At 34.2% G+C, this 25,258-nt stretch carries 27 protein-coding genes and 3 riboswitches; of the genes, 7 read left to right on the top strand and 20 right to left on the bottom strand.

What is annotated here, in order from left to right; genetic code table 11:
• Window positions 1–90: 90 nt before the first annotated feature.
• Window positions 91–345, bottom strand: coding sequence for a prepilin peptidase (locus H8909_RS08845; protein ID WP_187012562.1), 255 nt, complete (start codon window positions 343–345; stop codon window positions 91–93).
• A gap of 10 nt (window positions 346–355) precedes the next feature.
• Window positions 356–1,240: a LysR family transcriptional regulator gene (locus H8909_RS08850; RefSeq protein WP_187012563.1), complete on the bottom strand. Its 885-nt coding sequence runs from the start codon at window positions 1,238–1,240 to the stop codon at window positions 356–358.
• 110 nt (window positions 1,241–1,350) lie between these two features.
• On the opposite strand from H8909_RS08850, the gene H8909_RS08855 reads away from it, so the two are divergent.
• On the top strand, window positions 1,351–2,040 hold the full coding sequence (locus H8909_RS08855) for a YoaK family protein (protein WP_226793136.1): 690 nt from the start codon (window positions 1,351–1,353) through the stop codon (window positions 2,038–2,040).
• Window positions 2,041–2,082: 42 nt separating this feature from the next.
• Here the strand turns inward: H8909_RS08855 and H8909_RS08860 are convergent, their stop codons facing one another.
• Window positions 2,083–3,126 (bottom strand): SWIM zinc finger family protein, encoded by a 1,044-nt coding sequence (locus H8909_RS08860; protein WP_187012565.1) that lies wholly within the window; start codon window positions 3,124–3,126, stop codon window positions 2,083–2,085.
• Between the two features lie 291 nt (window positions 3,127–3,417).
• Here H8909_RS08860 and H8909_RS08865 point away from each other — a divergent pair, with 291 nt between their 5' ends.
• A complete protein-coding gene (locus tag H8909_RS08865) occupies window positions 3,418–4,182 on the top strand; it encodes a helix-turn-helix transcriptional regulator (protein ID WP_187012566.1) in 765 nt (254 codons plus the stop codon).
• On the opposite strand, the gene H8909_RS08870 is transcribed toward H8909_RS08865, so the two are convergent.
• The gene (locus tag H8909_RS08870; RefSeq protein WP_187012567.1) at window positions 4,170–5,501 is read right to left on the bottom strand and encodes an MATE family efflux transporter; all 1,332 of its coding nucleotides are present in this window, start codon (window positions 5,499–5,501) and stop codon (window positions 4,170–4,172) included. The genes H8909_RS08865 and H8909_RS08870 overlap by 13 nt on opposite strands.
• Before the next feature lie 79 nt (window positions 5,502–5,580).
• The gene (locus tag H8909_RS08875; RefSeq protein ID WP_187012568.1) at window positions 5,581–6,093 is read right to left on the bottom strand and encodes a GDSL-type esterase/lipase family protein; all 513 of its coding nucleotides are present in this window, start codon (window positions 6,091–6,093) and stop codon (window positions 5,581–5,583) included.
• A 102-nt stretch (window positions 6,094–6,195) separates the two neighbouring features.
• Window positions 6,196–6,272: riboswitch (glycine riboswitch) on the top strand.
• A riboswitch (glycine riboswitch) is annotated at window positions 6,273–6,341 on the top strand.
• Window positions 6,342–6,386: 45 nt separating this feature from the next.
• Between H8909_RS08875 and H8909_RS08880 the strand changes: the two genes are divergently transcribed.
• Window positions 6,387–7,733: an alanine/glycine:cation symporter family protein gene (locus H8909_RS08880; RefSeq protein ID WP_187012569.1), complete on the top strand. Its 1,347-nt coding sequence runs from the start codon at window positions 6,387–6,389 to the stop codon at window positions 7,731–7,733.
• Window positions 7,734–7,781: 48 nt separating this feature from the next.
• On the opposite strand, the gene H8909_RS08885 is transcribed toward H8909_RS08880, so the two are convergent.
• From H8909_RS08885 to H8909_RS08935, 11 genes are all read right to left on the bottom strand, one after another.
• Window positions 7,782–8,660: a YitT family protein gene (locus H8909_RS08885; protein WP_187012570.1), complete on the bottom strand. Its 879-nt coding sequence runs from the start codon at window positions 8,658–8,660 to the stop codon at window positions 7,782–7,784.
• A complete protein-coding gene (locus H8909_RS08890; RefSeq protein WP_187012571.1) occupies window positions 8,623–9,363 on the bottom strand; it encodes a copper homeostasis protein CutC in 741 nt (246 codons plus the stop codon). Before H8909_RS08890 ends, H8909_RS08885 begins: the two co-directional genes overlap by 38 nt.
• Window positions 9,360–10,454, bottom strand: a complete 1,095-nt coding sequence (locus H8909_RS08895; RefSeq protein ID WP_187012572.1) for a Sapep family Mn(2+)-dependent dipeptidase — start codon at window positions 10,452–10,454, stop codon at window positions 9,360–9,362. The genes H8909_RS08890 and H8909_RS08895 overlap by 4 nt, the downstream gene beginning before the upstream one ends.
• Complete coding sequence (locus tag H8909_RS08900) at window positions 10,454–11,407, bottom strand: glycosylasparaginase (RefSeq protein WP_187012573.1); 954 nt, start codon at window positions 11,405–11,407, stop codon at window positions 10,454–10,456. Before H8909_RS08900 ends, H8909_RS08895 begins: the two co-directional genes overlap by 1 nt.
• A gap of 56 nt (window positions 11,408–11,463) precedes the next feature.
• Window positions 11,464–11,985: a GrdB-related putative oxidoreductase gene (locus tag H8909_RS08905; RefSeq protein ID WP_006504765.1), complete on the bottom strand. Its 522-nt coding sequence runs from the start codon at window positions 11,983–11,985 to the stop codon at window positions 11,464–11,466.
• A 16-nt stretch (window positions 11,986–12,001) separates the two neighbouring features.
• Window positions 12,002–13,369 (bottom strand): PTS sugar transporter subunit IIC, encoded by a 1,368-nt coding sequence (locus tag H8909_RS08910; RefSeq protein ID WP_117458428.1) that lies wholly within the window; start codon window positions 13,367–13,369, stop codon window positions 12,002–12,004.
• Window positions 13,370–13,392: 23 nt separating this feature from the next.
• On the bottom strand, window positions 13,393–13,716 hold the full coding sequence (locus H8909_RS08915; RefSeq protein ID WP_006504763.1) for a PTS sugar transporter subunit IIB: 324 nt from the start codon (window positions 13,714–13,716) through the stop codon (window positions 13,393–13,395).
• 1 nt (window position 13,717) lies between these two features.
• Complete coding sequence (locus H8909_RS08920) at window positions 13,718–14,044, bottom strand: PTS sugar transporter subunit IIA (RefSeq protein WP_006504762.1); 327 nt, start codon at window positions 14,042–14,044, stop codon at window positions 13,718–13,720.
• Window positions 14,045–14,118: 74 nt separating this feature from the next.
• Window positions 14,119–14,670 (bottom strand): RDD family protein, encoded by a 552-nt coding sequence (locus tag H8909_RS08925; RefSeq protein WP_187012574.1) that lies wholly within the window; start codon window positions 14,668–14,670, stop codon window positions 14,119–14,121.
• Between the two features lie 8 nt (window positions 14,671–14,678).
• Complete coding sequence (locus H8909_RS08930) at window positions 14,679–16,553, bottom strand: BglG family transcription antiterminator (protein ID WP_187012575.1); 1,875 nt, start codon at window positions 16,551–16,553, stop codon at window positions 14,679–14,681.
• 102 nt (window positions 16,554–16,655) lie between these two features.
• On the bottom strand, window positions 16,656–17,234 hold the full coding sequence (locus H8909_RS08935; protein ID WP_117458425.1) for a GNAT family N-acetyltransferase: 579 nt from the start codon (window positions 17,232–17,234) through the stop codon (window positions 16,656–16,658).
• Between the two features lie 93 nt (window positions 17,235–17,327).
• On the opposite strand from H8909_RS08935, the gene pdxR reads away from it, so the two are divergent.
• The 3 genes from pdxR to H8909_RS08950 all read left to right on the top strand — a co-directional run bounded on the left by pdxR (window position 17,328) and on the right by H8909_RS08950 (window position 20,016).
• Window positions 17,328–18,719, top strand: a complete 1,392-nt coding sequence (gene pdxR, locus H8909_RS08940; protein ID WP_187012576.1) for a MocR-like pyridoxine biosynthesis transcription factor PdxR — start codon at window positions 17,328–17,330, stop codon at window positions 18,717–18,719.
• A 152-nt stretch (window positions 18,720–18,871) separates the two neighbouring features.
• Entirely contained in the window at window positions 18,872–19,318 is a 447-nt protein-coding gene (locus H8909_RS08945) for a DUF2798 domain-containing protein (RefSeq protein WP_187012577.1), read from the top strand.
• 101 nt (window positions 19,319–19,419) lie between these two features.
• Window positions 19,420–20,016, top strand: coding sequence for an ECF transporter S component (locus tag H8909_RS08950; RefSeq protein WP_187012578.1), 597 nt, complete (start codon window positions 19,420–19,422; stop codon window positions 20,014–20,016).
• 23 nt (window positions 20,017–20,039) lie between these two features.
• Here the strand turns inward: H8909_RS08950 and H8909_RS08955 are convergent, their stop codons facing one another.
• The 4 genes from H8909_RS08955 to H8909_RS08970 all read right to left on the bottom strand — a co-directional run bounded on the left by H8909_RS08955 (window position 20,040) and on the right by H8909_RS08970 (window position 23,479).
• A complete protein-coding gene (locus H8909_RS08955; protein WP_187012579.1) occupies window positions 20,040–20,600 on the bottom strand; it encodes a flavin reductase family protein in 561 nt (186 codons plus the stop codon).
• On the bottom strand, window positions 20,597–21,325 hold the full coding sequence (locus H8909_RS08960) for an arginase family protein (RefSeq protein WP_187012580.1): 729 nt from the start codon (window positions 21,323–21,325) through the stop codon (window positions 20,597–20,599). Before H8909_RS08960 ends, H8909_RS08955 begins: the two co-directional genes overlap by 4 nt.
• 90 nt (window positions 21,326–21,415) lie before the next feature.
• Window positions 21,416–22,840, bottom strand: a complete 1,425-nt coding sequence (locus tag H8909_RS08965) for a 6-phospho-beta-glucosidase (RefSeq protein WP_187012581.1) — start codon at window positions 22,838–22,840, stop codon at window positions 21,416–21,418.
• A 357-nt stretch (window positions 22,841–23,197) separates the two neighbouring features.
• Entirely contained in the window at window positions 23,198–23,479 is a 282-nt protein-coding gene (locus H8909_RS08970) for a hypothetical protein (protein WP_187012582.1), read from the bottom strand.
• A gap of 171 nt (window positions 23,480–23,650) precedes the next feature.
• Window positions 23,651–23,760, top strand: a riboswitch (TPP riboswitch).
• Between the two features lie 46 nt (window positions 23,761–23,806).
• Between H8909_RS08970 and thiC the strand changes: the two genes are divergently transcribed.
• A complete protein-coding gene (thiC, locus tag H8909_RS08975) occupies window positions 23,807–25,114 on the top strand; it encodes a phosphomethylpyrimidine synthase ThiC (RefSeq protein ID WP_187012583.1) in 1,308 nt (435 codons plus the stop codon).
• Window positions 25,115–25,258 lie beyond the last annotated feature (144 nt).

The raw sequence follows: 25,258 nt of genomic DNA on the forward strand, positions 1-25,258 counted from the left end.
TTTATATAGTTTACACATAAAAATATCCTCCTGGTTAATTTACACCTAGAGGATATCTTTATTTCTAATCATTTTTAAGCGCCTTTTTATTTAATGTCCTTGACACGGGGTCCACATTAGTTCATGAACAAGCAGACTCTTATTGAGTTTATGATGACAATAACGACATTGCCCTTTAAGTAATATATAAGATAAGACTGGAATTAAATCTAATACATGTAATGTATGTCCACAATAATCACAATGACTTCTTCCAAGTATTGATTCATGAGTAATATAACGATGTGACATACAAGATATAAAACTGCCAAAACAAGTACCTATCATAAATATAAGTAGTGGCATAATTTTCTCCTTAACGATGTATAAGTGATTCAATCAATTTACTAGAGGCAATGCTTTGTGATTTATTAGGATCCTTCACTAAGCAGACCTTACGATGCGGTAATGATTGAAACAACGGGATTTCATAGACTTCTCCCTTATCTAAGTATGGCTGGGCTAGCTTTCTAGGATAGAAAGCAATACCTAAATTATGAATAATAAGAGGGATAATCTGATCAGTTGTAGAGACTTCTATATCAGGATGGAAAGAAACACCATTATCTAAGAAATATTGATTATAGAAATTCCTTGTTCCTGTCTGACTTGTAAGCGAAACAAAAGGTGTATCCTTGAATTCATCTAAAGAATGATGTTTCAATGAGAGTTCCTTATACTTCTTCCCACAAATAAGAATATCTTCAAAATGATCAAGTACTGAGACCTGTAATAAATGTGGTAAGTCTATTGGTGTTGTAACAACAGAGAAGTCACATAAATCATTTCTTAATGATTCTAATGCTTCTGGTGTAGTATGGTTAGTGATACGCAGGCGAACATGTGGATATTGTTCATGGAAACGTTCTAGATGGTCTAGAAGGAATATACGTAATGCATTCTCGCTGACACCTAAAGTAATTAAACCACTATTTAATTCTTTTTCTTTTTGTAGTTCACTTTCTCCAAGCCTTAAATGTTCCTGAGCAATGGCAACATGTTCAAATAAGTTTTCTCCCTCCGGTGTTAATTTAACACCTCTATTAGAACGAATAAAAAGCTTACAGCCTAGTTCACTTTCTAGGTTATTGATATAACGGGTGATATTAGGCTGGTTGTTCCTTAACATTTCTGCTGCCTTTGTGAAGCTCTGGTATTGTGCTACATAGTAGAATATTCTGTAATAATCATAGTTTGCCATAAGCGTCCTCCCATATAATAATCATATCATCAGTATATCAAAAATACTTTTTACATATTTCTGTTCATTCAGTATAATGCATTTGATTTAAATTTACAATGGAGTATGTTATGAAAGACAAACTTATTCAATGGTTTTTACGTGAAAGACAGATGTCTGAAGCTTTTATAAATAGTATCTTCCTTGCCATGTCTGGTGGCTTTCAGGATGCTTATACTTATTTTGCACGTGGTGGTGTTTATTCTAATGCCCAGACAGGTAACGTCGTATTATTAAGTAATCATATCATGAGTGGAGAATGGATGATTGCCTTAAAGTATTTGTTACCTTTAATCGCCTTTGCATCAGGAATATTTATTGCCGATATTGTGCATTCCCGCTTTAAATATGCCCAAAAGATGCATTGGAGACAGGGTATACTTGTATTAGAAATAGTGATTCTATTCTTTGTAGGACTCATTCCTCATCATTTAGATAGCTTAGCGACTATTCTTGTCTCATTCTCTTGTGCGCTTCAGGTACAGACATTTAGAAAAGTAAGTGGTTATTCTTATGCTTCTACAATGTGTATTGGGAATATTCGTAATGGTACAAGTGCTTTAGCTGATTATACAGAAACACATAATAAAGCATCACTTAGACGTGCATTCTATTATTACGGAATTATTTTCTTTTTTGGACTTGGTGCAGGATTTGGTGGTTTATTTTCCCAAGGAAAATCTATTCATGTTATCTGGGTATCAAGCTTATTATTAATCATCAGTTTCTTTATCATGGGATTAGAAAAATTAAGAGAGTAGAGAGATTATATCTCCCTACTCTTTTTATACGCTTAAAATGCCTTATTTTCTCAATTGATTTAAAGAAATAAACTGCACGCCTCCAGGAATCTCTTCTATTTCTTCGAGATAATGAGTGATATCCTGTTTACCTACAAGAGGTTTAAGTTCCTCTAAATACTTATTTAATAGCTGCTCAGGATAATTCAATAAATCATGATAATACTCTTCTAGAATATACAAACCAGGTGTTTGAATGACAAGATTTAATAACTGATCATACATACCTTCTTCTAAATAAATCTTATCAAGTCTTGCACGAGGTGGAAGACTATTAAGAAGATCGTCTCTTAATAGAATCCATTCCTCTTTTGTATATTGTCTTTTTAATTCACGATAGAAATCTATCTGTCCATCTTCTCTTACTAGTGTCCATAAAATATCTAAATAAGATTCTCTATCATTATCTTTTAAATATAAATCCTTCAAATAAGATTGATACATCTTTTTAATAGAAGGCTTATCTGTCTTTAATGATTTCACAAATAAAATCGCTTTTTTAATATCAAGTGTACTATAGTAATCAATCAAAGATTTGGATACGACTTTATCTTCCAAATAATTTTTAAATGTATGAATAAGTATATCTATATCCATATAATCATCCATACATTTCACAATATAACTACGAGCTGATTTAACATCAGGATGATTTCTAAAAGCCTCTTCCACACTTTCTTTGATTTCTATTTTCTTTTCTACCTGCGGTAGTTGATCTAAATATTCTGGATGATCTTTTAATATTTTCTTTAATAGTTGTTTAGCTTGCTTCTCACTTAATGCATCAATAATTGTATGTTCATCATAAACAGGATGACTCTCTAAATAATACAAAACAGCAGCCATATGTTTACAATGCGCCCCCTCTTTAGCATAGGGACAATCGCAGAACATATCATTATCATCTATTTTTACATGATAATCCTCTGTCCCATGAACAGTGGCATAGATTACTTCTCCTACTTTACGTACATGATCAACTGCCCCTTCTTGGGCATATTCATAACCTCTTTCTAATATTAAATCATCAAATAATTCTTCTTTCATCCTATCAGCTCCTCGAATCAAATTATAACATATTCTTAACATTATACACAAACATATCATTATCGTATATAGTATAGAACTATAATCAATTCTTATTATTCATTCATATCAATATTGTATATTTAGAAGTCTGTTTTTATGAAATGTCACCGTTTACATTCATTAAGCTCATCAACTTCACTTGATAATTATCGCGTTTTCTTTCATTTATATCATTATCGTATATTTTTGTTGATTAATATCTATTTTATATTTATAATAATATCACTATCGTTTATAAGGAGTTTTATCATGTTTCCCATTCATACCCAGCATATTGAAAATACAGAAAATGATATGATTTATCATGATCACGATTCTTTAGAGTTCATTTATTGTCTTCATGGAGAAGTATCCTATTTAATTAATGGAGAATCAATTACTATTCATAAAGGTGAAGCCTTTATGATTAATACTCATATTATTCATGCAAGACTTTCTTCTACAGCCCATTTAATGACTGTCTCTATCGAAAGAGAAGCTTTTAGTATACATGAATCACTTTTAAGTTATTTTGATTCATTCTTTAATCATGAACATGCCCCTTATATAATTATCCATGATCATACAATTCATGCACTCATCACTAAGCTATATGGTTTACTTAATATTCCAGAAATGAATCCCTTTTTAATTCTCTCTTCTGCATCAGAGCTTGTACATTTAGTTAGTACAATTCTTCCAGAAAGTAAACCATTAGACGATTATGATAAGATGTTAGAAATGATTCATTATTTGAGAGAGCATCTTTCTCAAAAGATCACCATCAAGGATATGGCAGACTCTATTTCTATCTGTCGTTCAAGATGTTGTAGTATTTTTTCTCAATATCTTCATACTTCTCCTATGGTTTATTTGAATGAATTACGTTTAGTGCATAGTGCTGAGTTATTATCTACTGATTATTCTATTGTATCTATCTCAAAAATGTGCGGCTTTAGTCGTCCCAGCTATTTTAATACACAATTTAAAAAGAGGTATCATATGACACCTCTTGAATATCGTCATTCTTCTTGAATCTTTTTGAAACAATAGCTAAAAGTGAATACACAATAAAGTGCTGCAACAATCCAGGCTGTCTGATCAGCACAGCAAATTGCGGTATAACCAGCTATCGGTACAAATACCAATGATACAAAACATCTTGCAATCATTTCAATGACACCAGAGAATATTGCGAGTCCGGAATAACCAATCCCCTGAGTTGTCTGACGGCATACATTGAGAATTGAAAGAACCCAATAGAAATATCCCATATAGGTAATATATTTTGCGGATGCATCAAGGACTGCGCTATATTTTGATGAAATAAACAACATTGAGAATATTCTACCAAATAGAATCAATAAGATTCCTACAATCACGCCATAGATAATACCTACAACAACAGTTTGTATGACTCCTTTTTTGATACGATCATATTTCTTTGCGCCATAGTTCTGACTTGCGAAAGTTGAAGCTGCTGTGGCCAATGCATCAAATGGACAGATGGCAAGCTGTTTGATTTTAGCTGCCGCTGCAAAAGCAGACATATAAGTAGCGCCTAAAGAGTTATTGGCGCCCTGCATGACCATAGAGCCAATCGCTGTAATAGAGTACTGTAATCCCATTGGAAGTCCCATACCAAGTAAATTCTTAACGATGGATGACTTTATTACTTTATTTTCTTTTTCTATATGTAATACTGTAAAACGTTTCTTAATGAGTATAAGACATAAGATACCACTGATACCTTGTGACACAATTGTCGCAAGGGCTGCTCCTGCGACATCGAGCTTTAAAATAATAATGCAAAATAAATCTAACACAATATTGAGACAAGCAGAAAAAGCAAGAAATAAGAATGGTGTGCGACTATCTCCTACAGCACGTAATATACTTGAACATAAGTTATATAATAACGTGCATGGTAAACCTATGAATATTATTAATAAATATATATAAGAACGTGATGCAATCTCAGCTGGTATCTGTAATATATGTATAATAGTCATACATAATAAACAGCATCCTACAGTTAATATTGCGCCAATGATAATTGTAAGAATGATGCTATGATAAATAAAATCACGCATCTTAGATAAGTTATTTCCACCAAATGACTGGGCAATAGGAATACCAAACCCACAGCATATACCAATACAAAATCCCAATACTAGAAATTGTACACTAGTAGTAGAGCCTACTGCCGCAAGTGCATTGGCACCAAGTGTCTGACCTACTATTGCAGTATCCACAATATTATAAGTCTGCTGGAATATATTACCCAATAATAAAGGCAATGCGAACATCATAATGAGTTTTAATGGATGTCCTTCTGTCATATTCTTTGTCATATCTTAATCCCCCTAGTGTCGAAGTATAGCACTTTTGAGCATACAAAAAAATCCCATTATAAGGATTTCTTTATATAGTCTACAATTGTTTTCCTAGCTGTTCATGTCCCTTTTGTGTAAGATGAATACCATCAAATGCAAGTTCACTTACTACTTCTTCTACATCAATAAAATCTGCATGAAAGCTATCTGCAAATACTTTTAACTTCTTATTGAGTTCTTTACTTCTTTGATATCTTTCTTCATCATTTCTTAAATATGGCGGTGCAAGAAGTAATATATGTTCGGCTTTAGACAGGGCACGTCTTAACATCACATGAAGACCTACTGTAATATGTTCTACAGGTTCTAAGTGGTCTACATTATTTGTCCCTAGCATAATAACTAATAATCCAATAGGTGCATATTGACGTAAGGTAACATCATATAAGAATTGTCTAGGTTCCGCAAGTCTGCCATTAAGTCCTGCATTGACGATAAAATCATCTTTATAATTCTCTCTTACTATATCCACCCAGTTTGTTTCATAACGTCCCCCATCAAGAGGGTTAAATCCATAAGTATTAGAATCCCCATAACATACGATATTCATAAATTTATTCCCCTTTTCTCTTATTATACAAAAGCTTTTAAAATAAAAAAACATTGAATTTATAATAATCTCTGTTTATAATGTTTCCTTGTAAAAGAACGGATGATAGTAGCGAAAGAGATTCTTTGTAAGAACACCGAAGGATGGAAGATTTCAGGTAAAAGGATCGCTATTGGACGAATCACTGGAGAGACTCATAATGAGCACCGAAGGAGTAACACTCTCAGGTAAAAGGACAGTGACTTATACTTTTCACTATTAATTCCGTCTAATTTATTAGAAGGAGTTTTTTTATGACCAAATTTTTAACACAAGTCAACAATCTCGTATGGGGTATGCCCCTTATCCTGTTACTACTTGGAACAGGTATTTATTTTACTACTCATTTAAAGTTTATTCAGTTTGTAAGATTAAAGAAAGCTTTCTCTTTGATTTTCAAGAAGAATGAAAATCATGAAGGAGACGTTTCTAGTTTCCAGGCATTGTGTACTGCCTTAAGTTCTACGATTGGAACAGGTAATATTGTAGGGGTAGCGACTGCGATTTCTGCAGGTGGTCCTGGCGCATTATTCTGGATGTGGATTTCAGCTTTCTTTGGTATGGCCACTAAATATGCTGAAGGGGTACTCGCTATTAAGTATCGTACAAAGGATGAAAACGGACAGATTGCAGGTGGTCCAATGTATTATATTGAAAAAGGTTTACACAATAAGTTTCTCGCAAGTCTATTTGCCTTCTTTGGTGTAGCTGTCGCTTATTTAGGTATTGGTACATTCACTCAGGTAAGATCTATTTCTGATGCATTGCATCTTTCTTTCCATGTACCTTATTGGATTAGTGCGATTATTCTTACTCTTCTTGTTGGTTTTATCACAATTGGTGGAATTCATAGAATTGCGGCAGTCGCTGAAAAAGTAATTCCATTTATGTGTGTATTTTATATTGGTGGTGTTGTACTTATTCTAGTAACACATCTTCCAATGATTCCTCATGTATTAAAGATAGTACTTGCCTCAGCTTTTGATATTAAAGCAGTCTTTGGTGCGGGTATGGGTGTTGCTATGAAGATGGGTATTAGTAGAGGAATCTTCTCTAACGAAAGTGGCTTAGGAAGTGCTCCTATTGCCGCAGCTGCTGCACAGACTGATTCATGTGTAGAACAGGGACTTGTATCTATGACTGGTACTTTTATTGATACAATGGTGATCTGTACAATGACTGGTCTTGCAATCTTAATCACTGGTGCAAATACAAGCGGTTTAGAAGGAGCCGCAGTTACATCACTTGCCTTTAATAGAGGACTTATTGTTCCATTTATTGGTGAATATATTGTAAATATTGGATTGATTTTCTTTGCGTTTACTACAATTATTGGATGGAACTACTACGGTGAAAGATGTATGTATTATCTTGCAGGTATTCGTTCTATCAAGATTTATAAGATCATCTTCATTATTCTTATTGCGATAGGTCCATTTATGTCATTACAGTTTATCTTTATTCTTGCAGATATCGTCAATGGCTGTATGGCAATCCCTAACCTCATCGGTTTGATTGGACTTAGAAAAGAAGTCATTGCAGAAACAGAAGAATACTTCAAAGAAGAAAACACTTATAGTATAGAAGAATTAAGCATTTAACCTCTCATCTGAGAGGTTTTTTCATGCAAAAAAACAGGCCGAAGCCTGTTAATCGAGTGGTTTTTGATAGAATCCACCGACAAAGTTTTCTGTTGGTAATATATTGATGATAACATGAGGATCAACACTCTTCATGAGATCAACAATATCCTGTACTTCATAGCTTGACACGACAGTATGAATCATAGTAAGAGGATGACCACTATAGCCACCTTCACCATGAAGCATAGTCAAGCCATGACGATATTGTGCAATATACGCTTTACGTAATTCTTCAGGATGAATTGTAGTGATTTCTAAAGTCACACGTTTATATCGCTTATAGAATGTATCAATCGTTTTAGTTGAGAGAAATTGGAATAAAATAGAATATCCTGCATGAATCCAGCCAAACATGAATCCAAATACACATAGCATCAAGGTATTGAAAACAAATATATATTCGAAGATTGACTTATTCATTTTATTAGATACATATAAAGCGATAAAGTCCGTACCAGCAGTACTTGCATTACCTCTTAAGGCAATCGCAATCGCAAATCCATAAAGGAATCCACCAAAACAGACATTCAAGATCACATCATCAAATAATGGATCAAATGATAATACCCTTGTGAAAATACTGAAGAAGATAACTTGTAAGAAAGAGAAGAAAACAAACTTCTTACCTATTGTCTTATAACATACAATTGCGACAGGTAGATTGAGTACAATCACAAGTGTGGAAATAGATAATGAATATCCATAAAGCATGCTGATACGATTAATTAGAATCGCAATACCTGTAAAACCACTTGATAAAAGGTCAGAAGGATTCAAAAATGTCTGAAGAACAAATGTCTGTAAGAGTGCCGAAAAGAACACCGCAAAGAAAGTAATAATATATCTTTTATTTGTTTTGTAGGCTGCTGACAAGTTTTTCGACATTTTCCTGGTCCACACTTTCATAATCATTGGCATGTGTGCCAGTATAATAGCTATAAGTGACAGACTTGCCTGAAGTTGTAGGATCTTCTTCATAATCCTTACAAGAAGAATGTACCTGTGAGATACCTGTATGTTTCATTAAAGAGGATGCATTATTATAGTTCACACCACTTCCTGCAAGAATTTCAATATCCTTACCATAATTTTCTTGTAATGATTTGATCTTGTCTGCTCCATCTATCGCAGTAGGCTGACCACCGCTTGTCAAAACACGATCAATGCCAAGTTCAATTAATTGACTCATCGCATGGTCTAAATCATCACAGCAGTCAAAGGCACGATGGAATACAGCCGTACGATGGTATTTATGAATAAGTTCTACAAATTCTCTTGTACGCTTTTCGTCAATTGTATGATCACTCTTTAAGAAACCAAAAGCGAGACCATCTGCACCATTTTCTAATAGGTCTTCTGCTTCTAATAACATCTGTTTATATTCTATTTCATCATAAGTAAAACCAGCACCACGAGGTCTAACCATACAAATAATAGTCAGTGTTGTTTCTCTTTTTAAGAGTTTTAATGAAGCCACAGAAGGTGTTAAACCTCCTAAATAAAGGGCACTGTTTAATTCAATGCGTGTTGCTCCACCCTTATAAGCACGTAAGCCATCCTTATAGCTTCCACAGCATACTTCAATCATAGTTCTGTTTCCTTTCTAGATAATTGATAAAGTGTTAAGGCATAGATTTTAGCATTCGTAATGAGATCCTCTCTTGTCATCCATTCATTGGGATTATGTCCAATACCTTTCTGTCCTGGGAAAGAAGGTCCAAATGGGACAATATGAGGCATCATTTTTGCATAGGTACCACCTGTTGTAGTCACAGGAGTTCCATCATTACCCGTTACATATTCATATGTCTCTTTCATGATTTCTACCATAGGTGCCTTTTTATCAAAATAAACAGGCTTGAAATGAGACACGACTTCATACTCATACCCTTCAATACGATTGAGTTTATCAAGTATTTCTTCTAGTGTAATTCCTGCTGGATAACTAATAGAAAAGCTGAAGTCTTCTTTAGTTAAATGATAGTTACGGATTTCTAATTGTCCAAACTCATCATTCTTATAATCAATACCAAGTCTTTCACCTTTGTTTTGTGTATTTAAGATATACTTATTCATAAAAGTAATCAAATGATCTAGATCAGCTTTCACTTTGATAACAGCACGTCCTCTTTCAGCATAAACAACAGGATATTTACAATCTGGTGTAAAGCCGGCAATAGGTGCTTTTTCATGATCTAAATAATATTTTAAATCCTCAAATCCTGATTCTTCATCACAGCCAAAGATGATACGTACTTCTCTTTCAGGCTTTATGCCAAGTCTCTTTAAAGCAGTAAGGGCATAAAGACATGAAAGAATAGGACCCTTGTTATCTAGAATACCACGGCTATAAATCACACCGTCTTCTTCATAAGCACTAAATGGTGGATGTTTCCAGCCTTCACCTACTGGTACAACATCTAAATGGCCACAGGCACATACATAATCATCACTTTTACCATAACGTGCATAACCGATATAATGATCAACATCCACTGTTTCAAATCCAAGATCACGAGATAACTGGAGTGTTTCATCAAGTGCATGGCGTACACCTTCTCCAAAAGGAGCATCATTCACAGCCTCAGATTCTACACTATCAATACGTACAATACGCTTGATGCCTTCAATCATCTCATCTGCAATCTCATCAACAGCCTTTAGTATTTCTTCATTCATTATTTTCTTACCAATGGGGCTATTCTTGTACGCATATAATCATCTAGCCATTCCTGACTTGCTTTTTCAAACACGCTATGTTCACCTTCATGCTTTACTACAAATACAGTTGGTTCAAGTTCTGGAGTTGCAACTACAAATGAGAAACCTTCAATATTTGTGGCACATCCCCATTCACCTTTATTATTCATAGCGATTAAAGACATATCTCCTGCTTCACCACGACGTTTGATTAATTCTTTAGAGAATGTATTAACCGCCTTTTCACATGCCTCCTGTGGATGCATACCTTCTTTCATCATTCTTACGATTTCATAAGAGACACAGCCCTTCATTACATCTTCACCAAGTCCTGTAGCACTTGCACCACCGACTTCACTATCAACATAGAAACCTGATCCAGATACAGGTGAATCACCTACTCTACCAGAACGCTTCATAAATAGACCACTCGTAGAAGTTGCAGAAGTCATCTTTGCATTTTCATCTAAGCAGACCATGCCTACTGTATCATGACCAGAATAAGGTTTAATTTCCTGAGTCATTTCTTTTAATCTATTATGATAATGAATTTCAGCACGTTCAGTGAGCATGTTCTTTCTTTCAAAACCATTCTTAGATGCATACTTTTCAGCACCTGAACCAACTAAGAAGTTGTTGACCTTTTCATGAGATAATTTTCTTGCGATTTCTACAGGATTGGCAAAGTCTTTGATTGCACCAACACATCCTACAGAAAGAGTATTTCCGTTCATATAAGCCGCATCTAATTCAACAATCATTTCTTCGTTAGGTAATCCCCCATAACCTACTGATTTATAATATGGGAAATCTTCTACAGCCTTAACAGCTTCAACAATTGCATCTCCTGCATCTCCATGATTCTTTAACATTTCATCTGCTTTTGTAATACCTTCTAAAGCCATTCTCCAAGTAGCAATAATACCGTACATACTAATATCCTCCTTTTATCGAAAGAGGATACGTCCTCACGTATCCTCAAGTTAATTTAGAAACAATATTTAGAAGCAACGATGTCTTCATCTTTCTGTTCACACATTGCCTTGGCAAGCTGACAGATTCCTTCTAATGATTCATTTAAACCAGTACCACCCTTCTTAGGTGTCTTGATGATATGAACCTTGTCTTTATATTCATTAATTGTCTCTTCATTTTCTATACTCATTGCAGCCATAGCATGTGAATGAGTTTTTTCGTTAATATCATAAGCGACACGTGCAGCCATGCGCCCATAGCCAAGATAGTTGAAACATGGACCACATACAACAACATCTGGTTTGATTTTTTCTACCATTGCGCAAAGCTTACGGCTGACTTCATCACTATTTGCTTCATAGAATCCATCTCCACAATATAAACAGCATACAACATGTCCATTTACCTGTTTTAAGAATGGTTCCATCATAATAGCAGGTCCACATGATTCTTTTACTAGTCCTAAAGGTACCATGTGATCATCTTTAATCCCTTTACCAGACTGGATCTGGTCATAAATCATTACGATTTTCATGTTTCGTCTCTCCTTCTTATAGATCGTCAAAAGATAAGTCGTCTAAATCAATGTCGTCTTCTTCTTTAGCAGCCTGAGCCTGAGCTTCTTCATTTAAGTACTGCTTATCAAGTACCTTGATGAATGGCATATAGATAATAACACCAATAACGATTAAAGCAGCCTGAAGCAGTGCACCTACCCAGTTAGTTGCTAAGAAACCTGAGATAATAGGTGGCATAGTCCAAGGAATGTTGATACCTGAACAGATTGGAACAATCTTAAGAGCCATACAGAAGTATGAGATAATGATGTTTACTGTTGGTACTAACATGAATGGAATAAGCATAGTTGGGTTTAATACGATTGGTAAACCAAATACGATTGGTTCGTTGATACCAAAGATACCTGGAACTAAAGCAAGTTTACCTAAGTCTGTAATACGTTTAGATTTACAGAATAATAACATTGCGATTAATAATGATAATGTAGAACCGCATCCACCAAATGTAGCGAATAAGTCCTGGAACTGCTGACAGATGATATGACCTGTACCCTGTCCTTTAGTGAAGAAAAGAATGTTTTCAGCTGATAAAGTCTGAAGAATTGGGTTAAATACAGCACCTACTACTGATCCACCATTGATACCAAAGAACCAGAATAAGTGTAAGAAAATATAAGCAACAACCATTGCACCTAATGTATCACCAAGGTTAAGTAATGGTGTCTGTAAGAATTCAAAGATAATCTGGAATACGTTTGTTCCTAAGAAACCAAACATTAAGTTTACTAGGAAGAAGAAAGTCATTACGAATGTTGCTGGAATCAATGCTGAGAAAGATTCTACAACTGTTGGTGGAACACCAGCTGGCATCTTGATTGTCCAGCCTTTACCTTCTACCCAAGCATAGATATGTACGCTTAGGAATGCAGTAATGATACCTACGAAGATACCCTTTGCACCAACCCATCCTAATGGGATACCAGAAAGAGTTGCTTCAATAGTTTTAGATCCTACAGCAACATTACCAGTGATTGAGTATGGCATGATTAGGAACCATGACATAAGTGCGCAGGCAGCACCGAAGATCTTGTTTGTCTTCATCTGACCAGCAAATGAATAAGCGATACCCATTACCGCAAATACTGCCATGATAGTGAATGTTGCATCAGATGGCTTTGATAAGAATGCAGCAAGTGTCTCACCTGTTTTCTGATTGATAATTGTTGATTCTAAAAATTTTGTCCAAGCTGTAATTGGAAAGTTTGCGATTAATAAGAAAATTGATCCTGCAATAAGTAATGGTGTTGATACTAAGAAACCATCACGAATTGACATTAAGTATTTATTACGCCCAATTTTTTCCGCTAAAGGCATTAAATACTTTTCAAGTTGTTTCATCATACTTTAAGTACTCCCTTTAATTATTATTTATTGTTTTTTTTGATTAATAGAATAGCTTTTTTAAGTACTCTTTCACCGTTCATCATACCGTAATCATCCTGGTCGATCACAGAAATAGGTATGTTTAAGTGCCCGAAGTTAGCTACTGTTTCGTCATAAAGATATTCAACCTGTGGACCAAGTAAAATACAATCAGGACAATCAGATTTAACGATTTCTCCTAATTTGTTATGAGAAAAAGCAGCCACCTTGATTGGTAGGTTATGACTATTTGCGACTTCCTGCATCTTACTTGCAAGAATACTAGTAGACATACCTGCACTACAGAATAAATAAACCTTTTTCATCCTATTCTCCTCCTTCTAATTTTTTAATTCTTTGAGATAGTTTGATAATCTCTTCAGCCATGATTTTTGTTGTTTCAGCATTCATAAGCTGATCTTCCGCATGCATAAGAAGAATTGTTGGAACTGTCTTTTCACCACATGCTTCCTTCTGAATAAGTGATGCATGTGCTTCGTGACCCTTCACAAAGCTTTCTTCTCCTTCTTTTATTTTTGCGCGAGCTTCATCAAAATCACCCTTCTCAGCAAGATACATTGCCTGTACATAACGTGACTTTGCAGTACCCACGGCAGAAATAATGTTAAAACTTAATAATTCTAAATCTTCCATGTGATTTCCTCCATCTCACAACTCATAGTATAAACTTATATTTATTTTCAGGTGGTGAATGCGATTTCCTCTATTTAGGAAAAATTCACTACTTTAGTACGTGCTAGATAATCATGTAATGCTAGATGTTCTTTCTTATTCACTAAACATAAAATAGCACTCACGATTGTAATCGCAAATCCAACATACATCATTGGCTTAACTAAATTAATACCTAAACTAATCTGTAATACCTGATGTAATATTGTACTTGCAGAATATAGAACTCCTTCAATAATAATGGCTCCTAATACTTCTCTTAGTAATAGTTCTTTAAGGCCTACATCTTTGCCATCACTCTTTACAATCTTAATATGACATATTCTTTTACCAATTGTTTGTCCCTTATTAATCACTAAAGGAATAATGACATAATAAATAATGGCGCCTAGTAATGCGCATAGCCCACAAATCAGTCCTAATTGATGAGGGTATTCTAATAGATTCTGGTTCTTCATTGTGCCATAAATCTTCTGTGACACAATTGCGATAGGAAATGATGTAAAAAGAGCACCAATATACCAATCTAATAAGTATGCACCAAAACGCCTTGGTAATGATGCAATAGTCTGTTGTTGTTTTTTCATATGTTACCTCACGCTGTCATTAGCTTCATAAATTGTTGATAGTTGTCTACTTCGATAAACTGCATCAGCTGGTTATAATCAATAAGTACATTGGATAACCAGTCAAAGAATGTATGCAGCATCTGATTATCCTGTTCACTAATAGATAATAAGAGAATAAGACGTACTTCATACTTACCCCACTTCACAGGATTCTTTAAGACCATAACGGATATAGTAGAACGTAATGGTTGTACTGTAATGGCATGGGGTACCGCAAAACCCTGTACAAAGGCTGTTCCTGCCATTTCTTCTCTTTTAAATACATCTTCTTTATATTCTTGTGTGGCATAGCCTAACTGAATCAGATTATCACATAAATAGTTAATGGCATCTTCCTTAGATGCGATGTCTTTTTTTATAAAGAATGTTTCCTGTCCAATCAGCTTCTTTACAATATGACAGAACTGATCATGATATTTTTCTCTATCTAATTGATTGAGTGCCTGGAAGATCTGACTTTCATCCTCATAGTTCACAAATAAACTGATTGATACTGTCTTAATAGACAATTCATGCTGTAAAGGTACAACAGTTAAAATCAAGTCAGGATGAAGTGATGCAATCATATTATTTTCAAAGAATGGGAATACTTTAATAATTTCCATACGTTCTCTAAAACGTGTTTCAATCTTATCCATACATGCTTTCGCAAGCATCTGATTATGGGGAATAATCATGACTACACGGTATTTCTGTGTATTGATATGTCTTTCATAAGCTGTTCCAAAATGTAAAGCGAGATAAGAGATTTCATCTTCTACTAAAGGTTTACCTGTAGTTTTAGAAATGACATCACTGGCATGTATCGCCATTTCAAAGACTAAAGGATATTGTCTTTTAATCTCCTTTAAATAAGCTGTTGTATTAGGTTTATCTACTTTAATACGATCAAGTAATGACTGCATATGAATAACTAAGCTATTGTAAAGCTCTTCATCATCTCTAAAATCAATATCAAAACAATCTTTAATGTCTAATAATACTTCTTCTACTAACTGTTGTGATTCTGCTTTTAAGTCTACATGACTGCCTCTTCCTTCTAATAAGAAAGCAAACTTAACGACTTCTTCTTCAACATAAGGAATACCAAACTTTTGTGATAATTCTTCAAAGAAATCCTTTGAGACACGATATTCTAAATCAATACCTGTACAATCACTCTGTGTTTCATATAAATAATTCTTATTCCTGATACGTTCAATCGCAATACCCGCATGCATCATCAACATAGGAAGACTAACATTCTTGAACTTATAATGATTATTTGCGCAGACATTCTTAAAGATTTCTACCACGTCAATGAGATTAAAATCCTTCCATAAATGAGACAAGGCACTGATATTTGTGAAGTTTCCTTTGATTTCTGATTCTAATAGATGCTTATATACAGAGCGTTTCTCATTTTCATTACCTTCTAAACGAATGTGGTTCTTTACACGTACCACTTTTAAAGAAGGATATTCATTGAGTATACGTCTGATATTTCTTAAATCATTATCAATCGTATAACCACTGACATAAATACGATCCTGTAATTCAATGAGATTGATTTCCTGTTTAAACAATAATTCCTTAATGATCCAAGATACACGTTCCTGAGATGTCTGAGGAATGACTGACTTTGTCGTAATTCCTTTGACACTTGTCAGTATCCCGTCTAAGTGATAACCTTTACGACGATTGGCTTCTATAAGAGTACATTCATACTCTTTATTAATATGCTCAATATCAGAACGGATTGTACGATCTGATACAGACAACATAGAAGCAAGCTCTTTACCTGTCACCCATTCATCATAATCATGAAGGATATCTATAATACGCTGCTGTCTATTATTCATACGTATAACCTCCCATATCTTCATTGTAATGGTTTAGAGTGCTTTATGCATTCAATTTAACTTCCTAAGTGTTAGGAAATGAAAAAAAGAACCTTTCGGTTCTTATAAATCAATAATATCTAGAATATCATAGGCTGCCTTCAACATCTTTGGATGGAAGTCCCCTTCTCCTGATTCATCCACAACTCTTTGAAGTTCTTTAGTAATCTCAATAAAGTCATCTTTTAGGAAAGGACCTCTTGTACATAATAAATCAAATGTCTGATTCCAATAGAATAAATGATACCCACTAGAACGGTAACCATGACTCGCATAAAACTTAGTACGTCTTAAACGCTGTTCATAGTTATCTGCTTGATCATCTAAAGGTTCCATATCCAATACTATCTGTCTTTGATAGAGATCATCCATCAACTTTAAAGTACGTCCTCCATACCCATGAGAACGAAGTGATGAACAGATTGCGAGATAGAATAAATAAACACATGTATCAGATGTCATTGTCATAAAGAATCCAACAAATATATCGCCATCATAGACACCATAAAGATCTGATATACCAGTTTGAGATAAATCAATCATTCTTTCAATAGAAACACGTTCTTCTTTAGGAAATGCTTCATTATTAAGATCTTCTAATTCCTTAAAATTCTCTGTAATTCTTTTAGCCGTTAACGCCATAGATTATCCTCCATTAATATGATTATTCTATGCTGTTTTCTTCTTTTTTTCAAATGATTACGTTATAATGATTAGAAAAGAAAGGATGTATCTATGCTTACATATAGTTTTGATGAAAATAATCATAAATCTCTCTACCAGCAATTATATACATTTATTAAGAACGATATTCTAGAGGGACATCTGACAGCAGATGAGAAGTTACCTTCTAAGCGTACATTTGCGAAAAATCTAGGTATTAGTATTATTACAATAGAGAATGCCTATGCGCAGTTAATGGCTGAAGGATATATTTATTCTTTACCTAAGAAAGGCTTTTATGTATCTCCGATTAATAATAAGACACCACTTATTCCTGCCAAGATGATTCATAAACCTTCTATTAAGAAAGAATCCTATTGGTGTGATTTCTCTTCTAATCAGACACCAGCCCATTTGTTTCCTTTCACAACCTGGTCAAAACTTATGAAGGACGTATTAAATGAACACCAATCAGAACTAATGATTAATCCTCCAGTAGGTGGTATTTATGAATTAAGAGAAGCGATTTCTCATCATTTAAAAGAATTCAGAAATATGGATGTTGAACCAGAAAGAATCATTATCGGTGCGGGTACTGAATATTTATATGGATTACTCGTACAATTATTAGGTTTAGATCTTGTCTATGCCGTAGAGAATCCTGGTTATAATAAAATATTAGATGTTTATTCTAGTTTGGGAGCAAAATGTGTTCCTATAGATATGGATGAGCAGGGAATACTAGTCAACCAATTAGAAGATTTAGATGTAGATATTGCACATATCTCTCCTTCTCATCATTTCCCAACTGGTATTATTATGCCTGTATCTCGACGTTATGAATTACTTGGATGGGCAAATAAGAAGGAACATCGCTATATTATAGAAGATGATTATGACAGTGAATTACGTTTAAGTGGACAGCCTATTCCTGCCCTGCAGAGTATTGATTTAAGTGAAAAGGTCATTTATATGAATACCTTTACTAAGACTCTTGCCTCTACAATTCGTATTAGTTATATGGTGCTTCCTCATCATTTATTAGAACTCTATAATAAGAAGCTCTCTTTTTATGCCTGTACAGTCTCTAACTTCGAACAATATACTCTTGCATCATTTATTAATGAACATTATTTTGATAAGCATATTACTAAATTACGTAACCATTATCATAATAAGCGTGATGCGATTGTAAAAATGTTAGAAGAAAGTAGTTTAAAGGATATGATTACTATTTCTAAGGAAGATGCTGGTCTTCATTTCCTTATCACAATTCATACACATATGTCTGATGAAACACTTATCAATAAATTAAAAGAAGAAGGAATCCATCTAAGAGCTATTTCTCATTACTATCTTAAGAATATACCTCATACATCACATACCTTCATTATGAACTACTCTTCTATCGATTTAGATAAGTTACCACAGGCTATAGAAATATTAGAAAAAATACTTTATTGACATATTTTCTAAAATATATTAAAGTAAGTCATGCAAAAAAAGAATATTGATTTAGGGTATTATTGGAAACGCACAAGCATGGCTTGATAACGAACAACACTTATATTAAGTGTTGTTTTTTTTGTGTAATTTCAAGAAAGGAGCATTTTATAATGCCTAAAACATTTAAACAAAATTTATTATTTACAGCCATGATGTCATTCTTAATGGTGTATGTCATGATTCTCTTCAACATCTCATTAAATATCGGAGGAATGACAAACAAGGTCTTTTTGCTTGCCTTCCACGAAATGATTATCATGTGGCCTGTCGCTTTCTTTTTAGAACTACTTGTTGTAGATTCTTTAGCACATAAGCTTGCTTTCCGTTTTGTACAGCCTACAGATCGTCCTATTGTGATTACTCTTGCAATTTCATGTATGATTGTTTGTATCATGTGTCCATGCATGAGTTTAATCGCAACTGTATTATTCAAGAACATCGATGTTTCAGTCTGGTTCCAGACAACATTCATGAACTTCCCTGTCGCATTATTATTCCAGATTTTCTATTGTGGTCCTCTGATCCGTTTCTTATTTGGAAAAATCGTACATGAATAAGGTCAGTTTTAAAACTGACCTTATTTTTTTAGTTGATAACTGAGTATTTATATAATGTCAGAATGTATGTATAGTGTTATTCATCAAAGGGGGAGTTTTATATGAAAGAAAATAAAACATTAAAAATTGCAGTAACAGGATTGATGGCGGCTTTAGCTTATATCGCCTTCACATTCCTACAGATTAAGATTCCAACACCAGGAGGAACTACTTCATTCCATTTAGGAAATACATTCTGTGTATTGGCTGCTTTATTATTAGGTGGTGTTCCTGGTGGAGTTGCAGGCGCAGTTGGTATGGGTATTGGTGATTTACTTGATCCTACTTATGTAGTAGTTGCACCAAAGACATTTATCTTAAAGTTTTGTATTGGGGTTATTACAGGTCTAGTTGCACATAGAGTATTCAAGATCCAAAAACTAGAAGGTAAGCAGTTAGTGATTGGTGTAGTCGCTTCTACATTTGCAGGTTTATTATTTAATGTGATTGCTGAACCACTATTCTCTTATTTCTATACTTCAGTATTACTTGGTGCACCTTCTCAAGCTGCTTTAGCTCTTGCATCTTGGAATGCAGTGACTACTATTACTAATGCAGTCATTGCGATTGTGATTTCCTCAGCACTTTATTTAGCTTTAGCACCTACATTTAAAAAGAGTGGTTTATTAGATAAATTACATACAGTTAAAAAAGACTAATTAAAAAGGACTTCTATGAGTCCTTATTTTAGTTTAAGACCATCTTTAAAAGCACGGCCAACAACCTTTCCTAAACCTACATATTGATTATTAAAGGGATCAAACGTGATAGGTTTTACTTTAGATACATCGACTCTTCCTGTTTCATCTAAGACACGTTCATCTACAGATACATTGACAATTTCACCTTTCATGATTTCTGTATCTAAATCATAGTCCTTGAGACGACATTCTAGACATATAGGTAATTCATTGATAATAGGTGCATGTACTTTACTAGATGGCGTATAAGTAAAACCTGCTTTTTCTAGTTTATTGGGTTCCTTATGCCCTGATACAACACCCACATAATCACACGCTACTACATGATCTTCATCTGCAATACTGACAGTAAAAGCCTGTGTTTTTAAGATATTCTTGACTGTTTTATGTCCACTAGAAAGACTCAATGAAATTTCCATTGTATCGCTAATGCCACCCCATGCTGCATTCATTAAATCAGGATGATCATTCTTATCAAAACTCCCAATCATATAGACAGGCTGTGGATAAGTAAGTGCACGTGCACCAAAATCTTTTCTCATTTCTTTTGTCTCCTTTTTAATATTTTCATAGCAGTTTGATAAAGTGCATCATCAGAAAGATTATTGATTCTTTCCGCTTTTATATAAGTAGGATAATCATCAATATCAGGATCATCACCACATATATCAATACCAATTACTTCACAGTTTTTTAGGAAGTGCGCTAATACATCCTCTAACATCCCCAGTGACATATCTCCTTGATTCCAGTTTGTCATGGCATATCTTTCATCTAAGACATCCTTATCTATAGAAATATAAACAGGATATTTCGTTTCAAGAGGAATAGTAGCACCTTGATCAAGTTCTTCTATGCTGAAACTTAATACTTTATTCCGTTCCACTGATTTTAAATCATGTTTACTTGGTCCTATTAAGTATAATCGATGAAGAAAAGGATTTTGTAAAGCTTTTTTAGCCCAGTTTCCACAGCTAAGCATATCTCCTACAATAGAAGATTGCATGTCTGTATGATGATCAATCAAAACAAGATCAAAAGGTTCATAAATAAAATCAGTCATCAATTTAGTGATGTAATGATAATCGCCTGAATCAATAAAATGAATACCAGAAATACCATTCTTGCTTATCATCTCTTTTAATTGTTTTTCTGCATGTTGATCACAGAATAAGCGTGTTCCTTCAATGTCACTACAATCATAATAAGTTAACTGTGGATAATCCCCTTTATAGGAATGAGTAAAATCAAATACATAGTTACGCATCTTTATCACCTGTTGATAATTATAGTCTTTATTTAGCACTTGTCAAATCCGACTGCTAAAAAAGAGATAGCCGCAGCTATCTCTTGAGTATTATAATTCTTCACCGTTTGTTTCAATAACGTGTTTATACCAGTAAAATGATTTCTTCTTACTTCTAGAGAAGTCCCCTTCATGGTTATTATTATAGTTAACATAGATGAAACCATAACGTTTATCATATTCACCAGTAGAAGCAGATACGATATCAAATGGAGACCACATAGTATAACCTAAAAGATCAACACCATCATAAGTGACTGCATCTCTCATTGCTTCAATATGTGCCTTTAAGTAATCAATACGATACTGGTCATCTACAGTACCATCTTCTTCTTTCTTATCATAAGCACCAAAACCGTTTTCTACAATCATCATTGGAAGTTCATAACGATCATAGAACCAGTTTAAGCACCAGCGTAATCCTAATGGGTCAATCTGCCATCCCCAGTCAGAAGCCTTCAAGTATTCATTTCTTACAAAGTCTTCATTAAAGTAATCAAATGTCTTTTCATTACGTCCCTGATACTTAGTTGCGAATGACATGTAATAAGAGAATCCAATGTAATCTACTTTACCTTCACTTAAGATTTTCTTATCCTCTTCAGTAATGAAATCGTATCCTTTTCTTTCAAACTTCTTTAAGATATAGTTTGGATAATGTCCTCTTGCATGTACATCAGTAAACCAATATTTCTGATGCATAGCACCTAAGGCATTCATCATATCTTCTGGTTTTGGAGAAGCTGGATAAACACCATTCATACCAATCATACAACCAACCTTTAAGTCAGGATTGATTTCATGAGCTGCCTTAACTGCAAGTGCTGAAGCGACTAATTCATGATGTGCTGATAAATACATTAAATATTCAGCATCATCACCTTCTTTTAATAATACAGCACCTTCCTGGATTAAGTTATGCTGAGTCGGATCAGCCTGGTTATTGATTTCATTGAATGTCATCCAGTATTTTACTTTATGCTGATATCTTTCAAAACATACCTTTGCGAACTTCACAAACATATCAATGGCTTTACGATTTCTAAATCCTCCATATTCTTTTGCGAGTGCCCAAGGTAATTCAAAATGTGATAATGTGATGACTGGTTCAATACCATATTTTAATAATTCATCAAATACATCATCATAGAACTTTAAACCTTCTTCATTAGGTGTTTCTTCATCTCCTCTTGGGAAGATTCTTGTCCAGGCAATAGAAGTTCTAAATGCCTTGAATCCCATTTCAGCAAGTAATGCGATATCTTCCTTATAATGATGATAGAAGTCTACACCTACATGGTTTGGATAATCTTCTCCAGGAAGAACACCATCTGTTAAACGTCTAGGTGCTCCTGTTACGTTATCTCCCGCTGTTTCTACATCTGTACAGCTGATTCCTTTTCCGCCTTCCTGCCAGGCACCTTCACACTGATGAGCAGCCACTGCGCCACCCCATAAAAAGTCGTCTCTAAACATTGTCTTATCTCCTTTTCTCTTTCTAATAATTATAAATAGAAATGAAAGTGATTTCTATAATTTTCAGAAATAGAAACCAAACTCTCGTAAATATGTTTCATCTTTACATTATTAGTTCACCAATCCAATAAATAAGTGATATTTTGTTGACAAGATGTCATAAAATAACATGAAATACTTCTAACAAAAAAACTCTATAAACCTATTAACAAGATTCATAGAGCTGATGATATCACTAATCCAGCTGACAACTTTGTTAGTGATATACACATTACTTAAGAAGTTAGGACTCTTCTAAAAAGTCCTCCCTCAATGAAAATCATATAATAAATAGAACCAAAAAGAAAGCATAAACATCTATTTATCACTTTCTTCCTCCATAATATAATATAATTTATCACCTAATTCTTCAGTTGCATATCCTAACTCATTTGGTTCACCATTCTTATAAAATCCATATTCGAGATTCTTATCTAATACATAATTACGTATCTGGTTAAGTTCTGCTTCTTCCAACTCTCTATCTGCGTTAATATATTCAATCACTTTCTCTTTAGAATATCCATCTTCTGGATTCAAATCTTTCATCAACAATAGTTTATTCAATAATTTGAGATCATCTTCTGGTAATTTATACATTGTTTCCTCCATATACCTACTTTTCTCGTTATTATTTTATCATAGTTTATAATTATGAGAATGTTTTCGTTATTACGCTATTCGTTTAAAATTTCACAATAATTTTGTAACATTTTTTTAATGAAAGCGTTGCATTTTATTTATATAAGATGTAATATACCACTATCAACCAAATAAAAAAAGGGGAGCTGCCGCGACGGCTGAGAAGAAATACGATCGGATTTCGACCCATAAAACCTGATACGGATAATGCCGGCGTAGGAATTTTGTTTTTTTAGGTATACATGCTCAGGTATACCTTTTTTTATTGTTTAAAGGAGGAAGTATATGAGTTACACAACACAAATGGATGCTGCAAGACAGGGAATCATTACACCTGAAATGGAAATTGTAGCCGCAAAAGAATCTATGGATGTAGAAGTATTACGTGAACATATTGCGAAAGGACATGCTATTATTCCATGTAATAAGAATCATACTTCTATTGATCCAAGTGGTATTGGTTCAATGTTGAAGACTAAGATCAATGTCAACTTAGGTATTTCTAGAGATTGTAAGGACATGGATGTAGAAATTGAAAAAGTGAATAATGCAGTCAAGATGGGTGCTGAATCCATCATGGATTTAAGTTCTTATGGTGATACACGTACTTTTAGAAAGAGATTAACTAAAGAATGTCCTGCTATTATTGGTACAGTCCCTATTTATGATGCTGTAGTTTATTATCATAAGGCTTTAAAAGATATTACTGCAAAAGAATGGTTAGATATTGTAAGAATGCATGCTGAAGATGGTGTGGATTTCATGACTATTCATTGTGGTATTAATAGAGCTATGTATGAACGTTTTAAGAATAATAAGCGTTTAATGAATATTGTTTCTCGTGGTGGTTCTATCATGTTTGCCTGGATGGCTATGACTGGAGAAGAAAATCCATTCTATGAACATTATGATGAAGTCTTAGATATCTGCCGTGAATATGATATTACTATGAGTTTAGGTGATGCATGTCGTGCTGGATGTTTAGCTGATGCAACTGATGTGGCTCAGATTGGTGAGTTAGTGACTTTAGGAGAATTAACACAGCGTGCATGGGATAAAGATGTACAGGTGATGATTGAAGGTCCTGGTCATATGCCTTTAAATCAGATTGCCGCTAATATGGAAATCCAGAAGACAATCTGTAAAGGTGCACCTTTCTACGTATTAGGCCCTCTAGTAACTGATATTGCCCCTGGTTATGATCATATTACTGCTGCCATCGGTGGTGCTATTGCAGCCACTTATGGTGCATCATTCTTATGTTATGTCACTCCTGCAGAACATCTTCGTCTGCCTAATCTAGATGATGTTAAAGAAGGTATTATTGCATCCAAGATTGCAGCACATGCGGCAGATATTGCGAAAGGCATTCCTGGTGCTATGGATTTAGATAATAAGATGGCCTGTGCGAGAAAGAAGCTGGATTGGGAAGAAACATTCAAGTATTCTATTGATCCAGAAAAAGCAAGACGTTATCGTGCTGAAGCAGCACCTGAAAAAGAAGATACATGTTCTATGTGTGGTAACTTCTGTGCCGTTAAGAATATGAATCGTATTCTTGATGGTGAAATTGTAAATATCTTTGATGAATAAGAAAAAAGGCGTAACTCGTATATATTGAACCGCCCCTGTCAAGTAGACAGGTGAAATAATTAAAAACATGTACCCTTGCCTGCCACGTAGTGGCAGGCAATTTTTTTATGCATAATGTGTCGCCTTATATTTCTGTATCGCCTT

It is taken from the genome of Catenibacterium faecis, from assembly GCF_014306455.1.
In the GTDB taxonomy this organism is placed as follows: domain Bacteria; phylum Bacillota_I; class Bacilli_A; order Erysipelotrichales; family Coprobacillaceae; genus Catenibacterium; species Catenibacterium mitsuoka_A.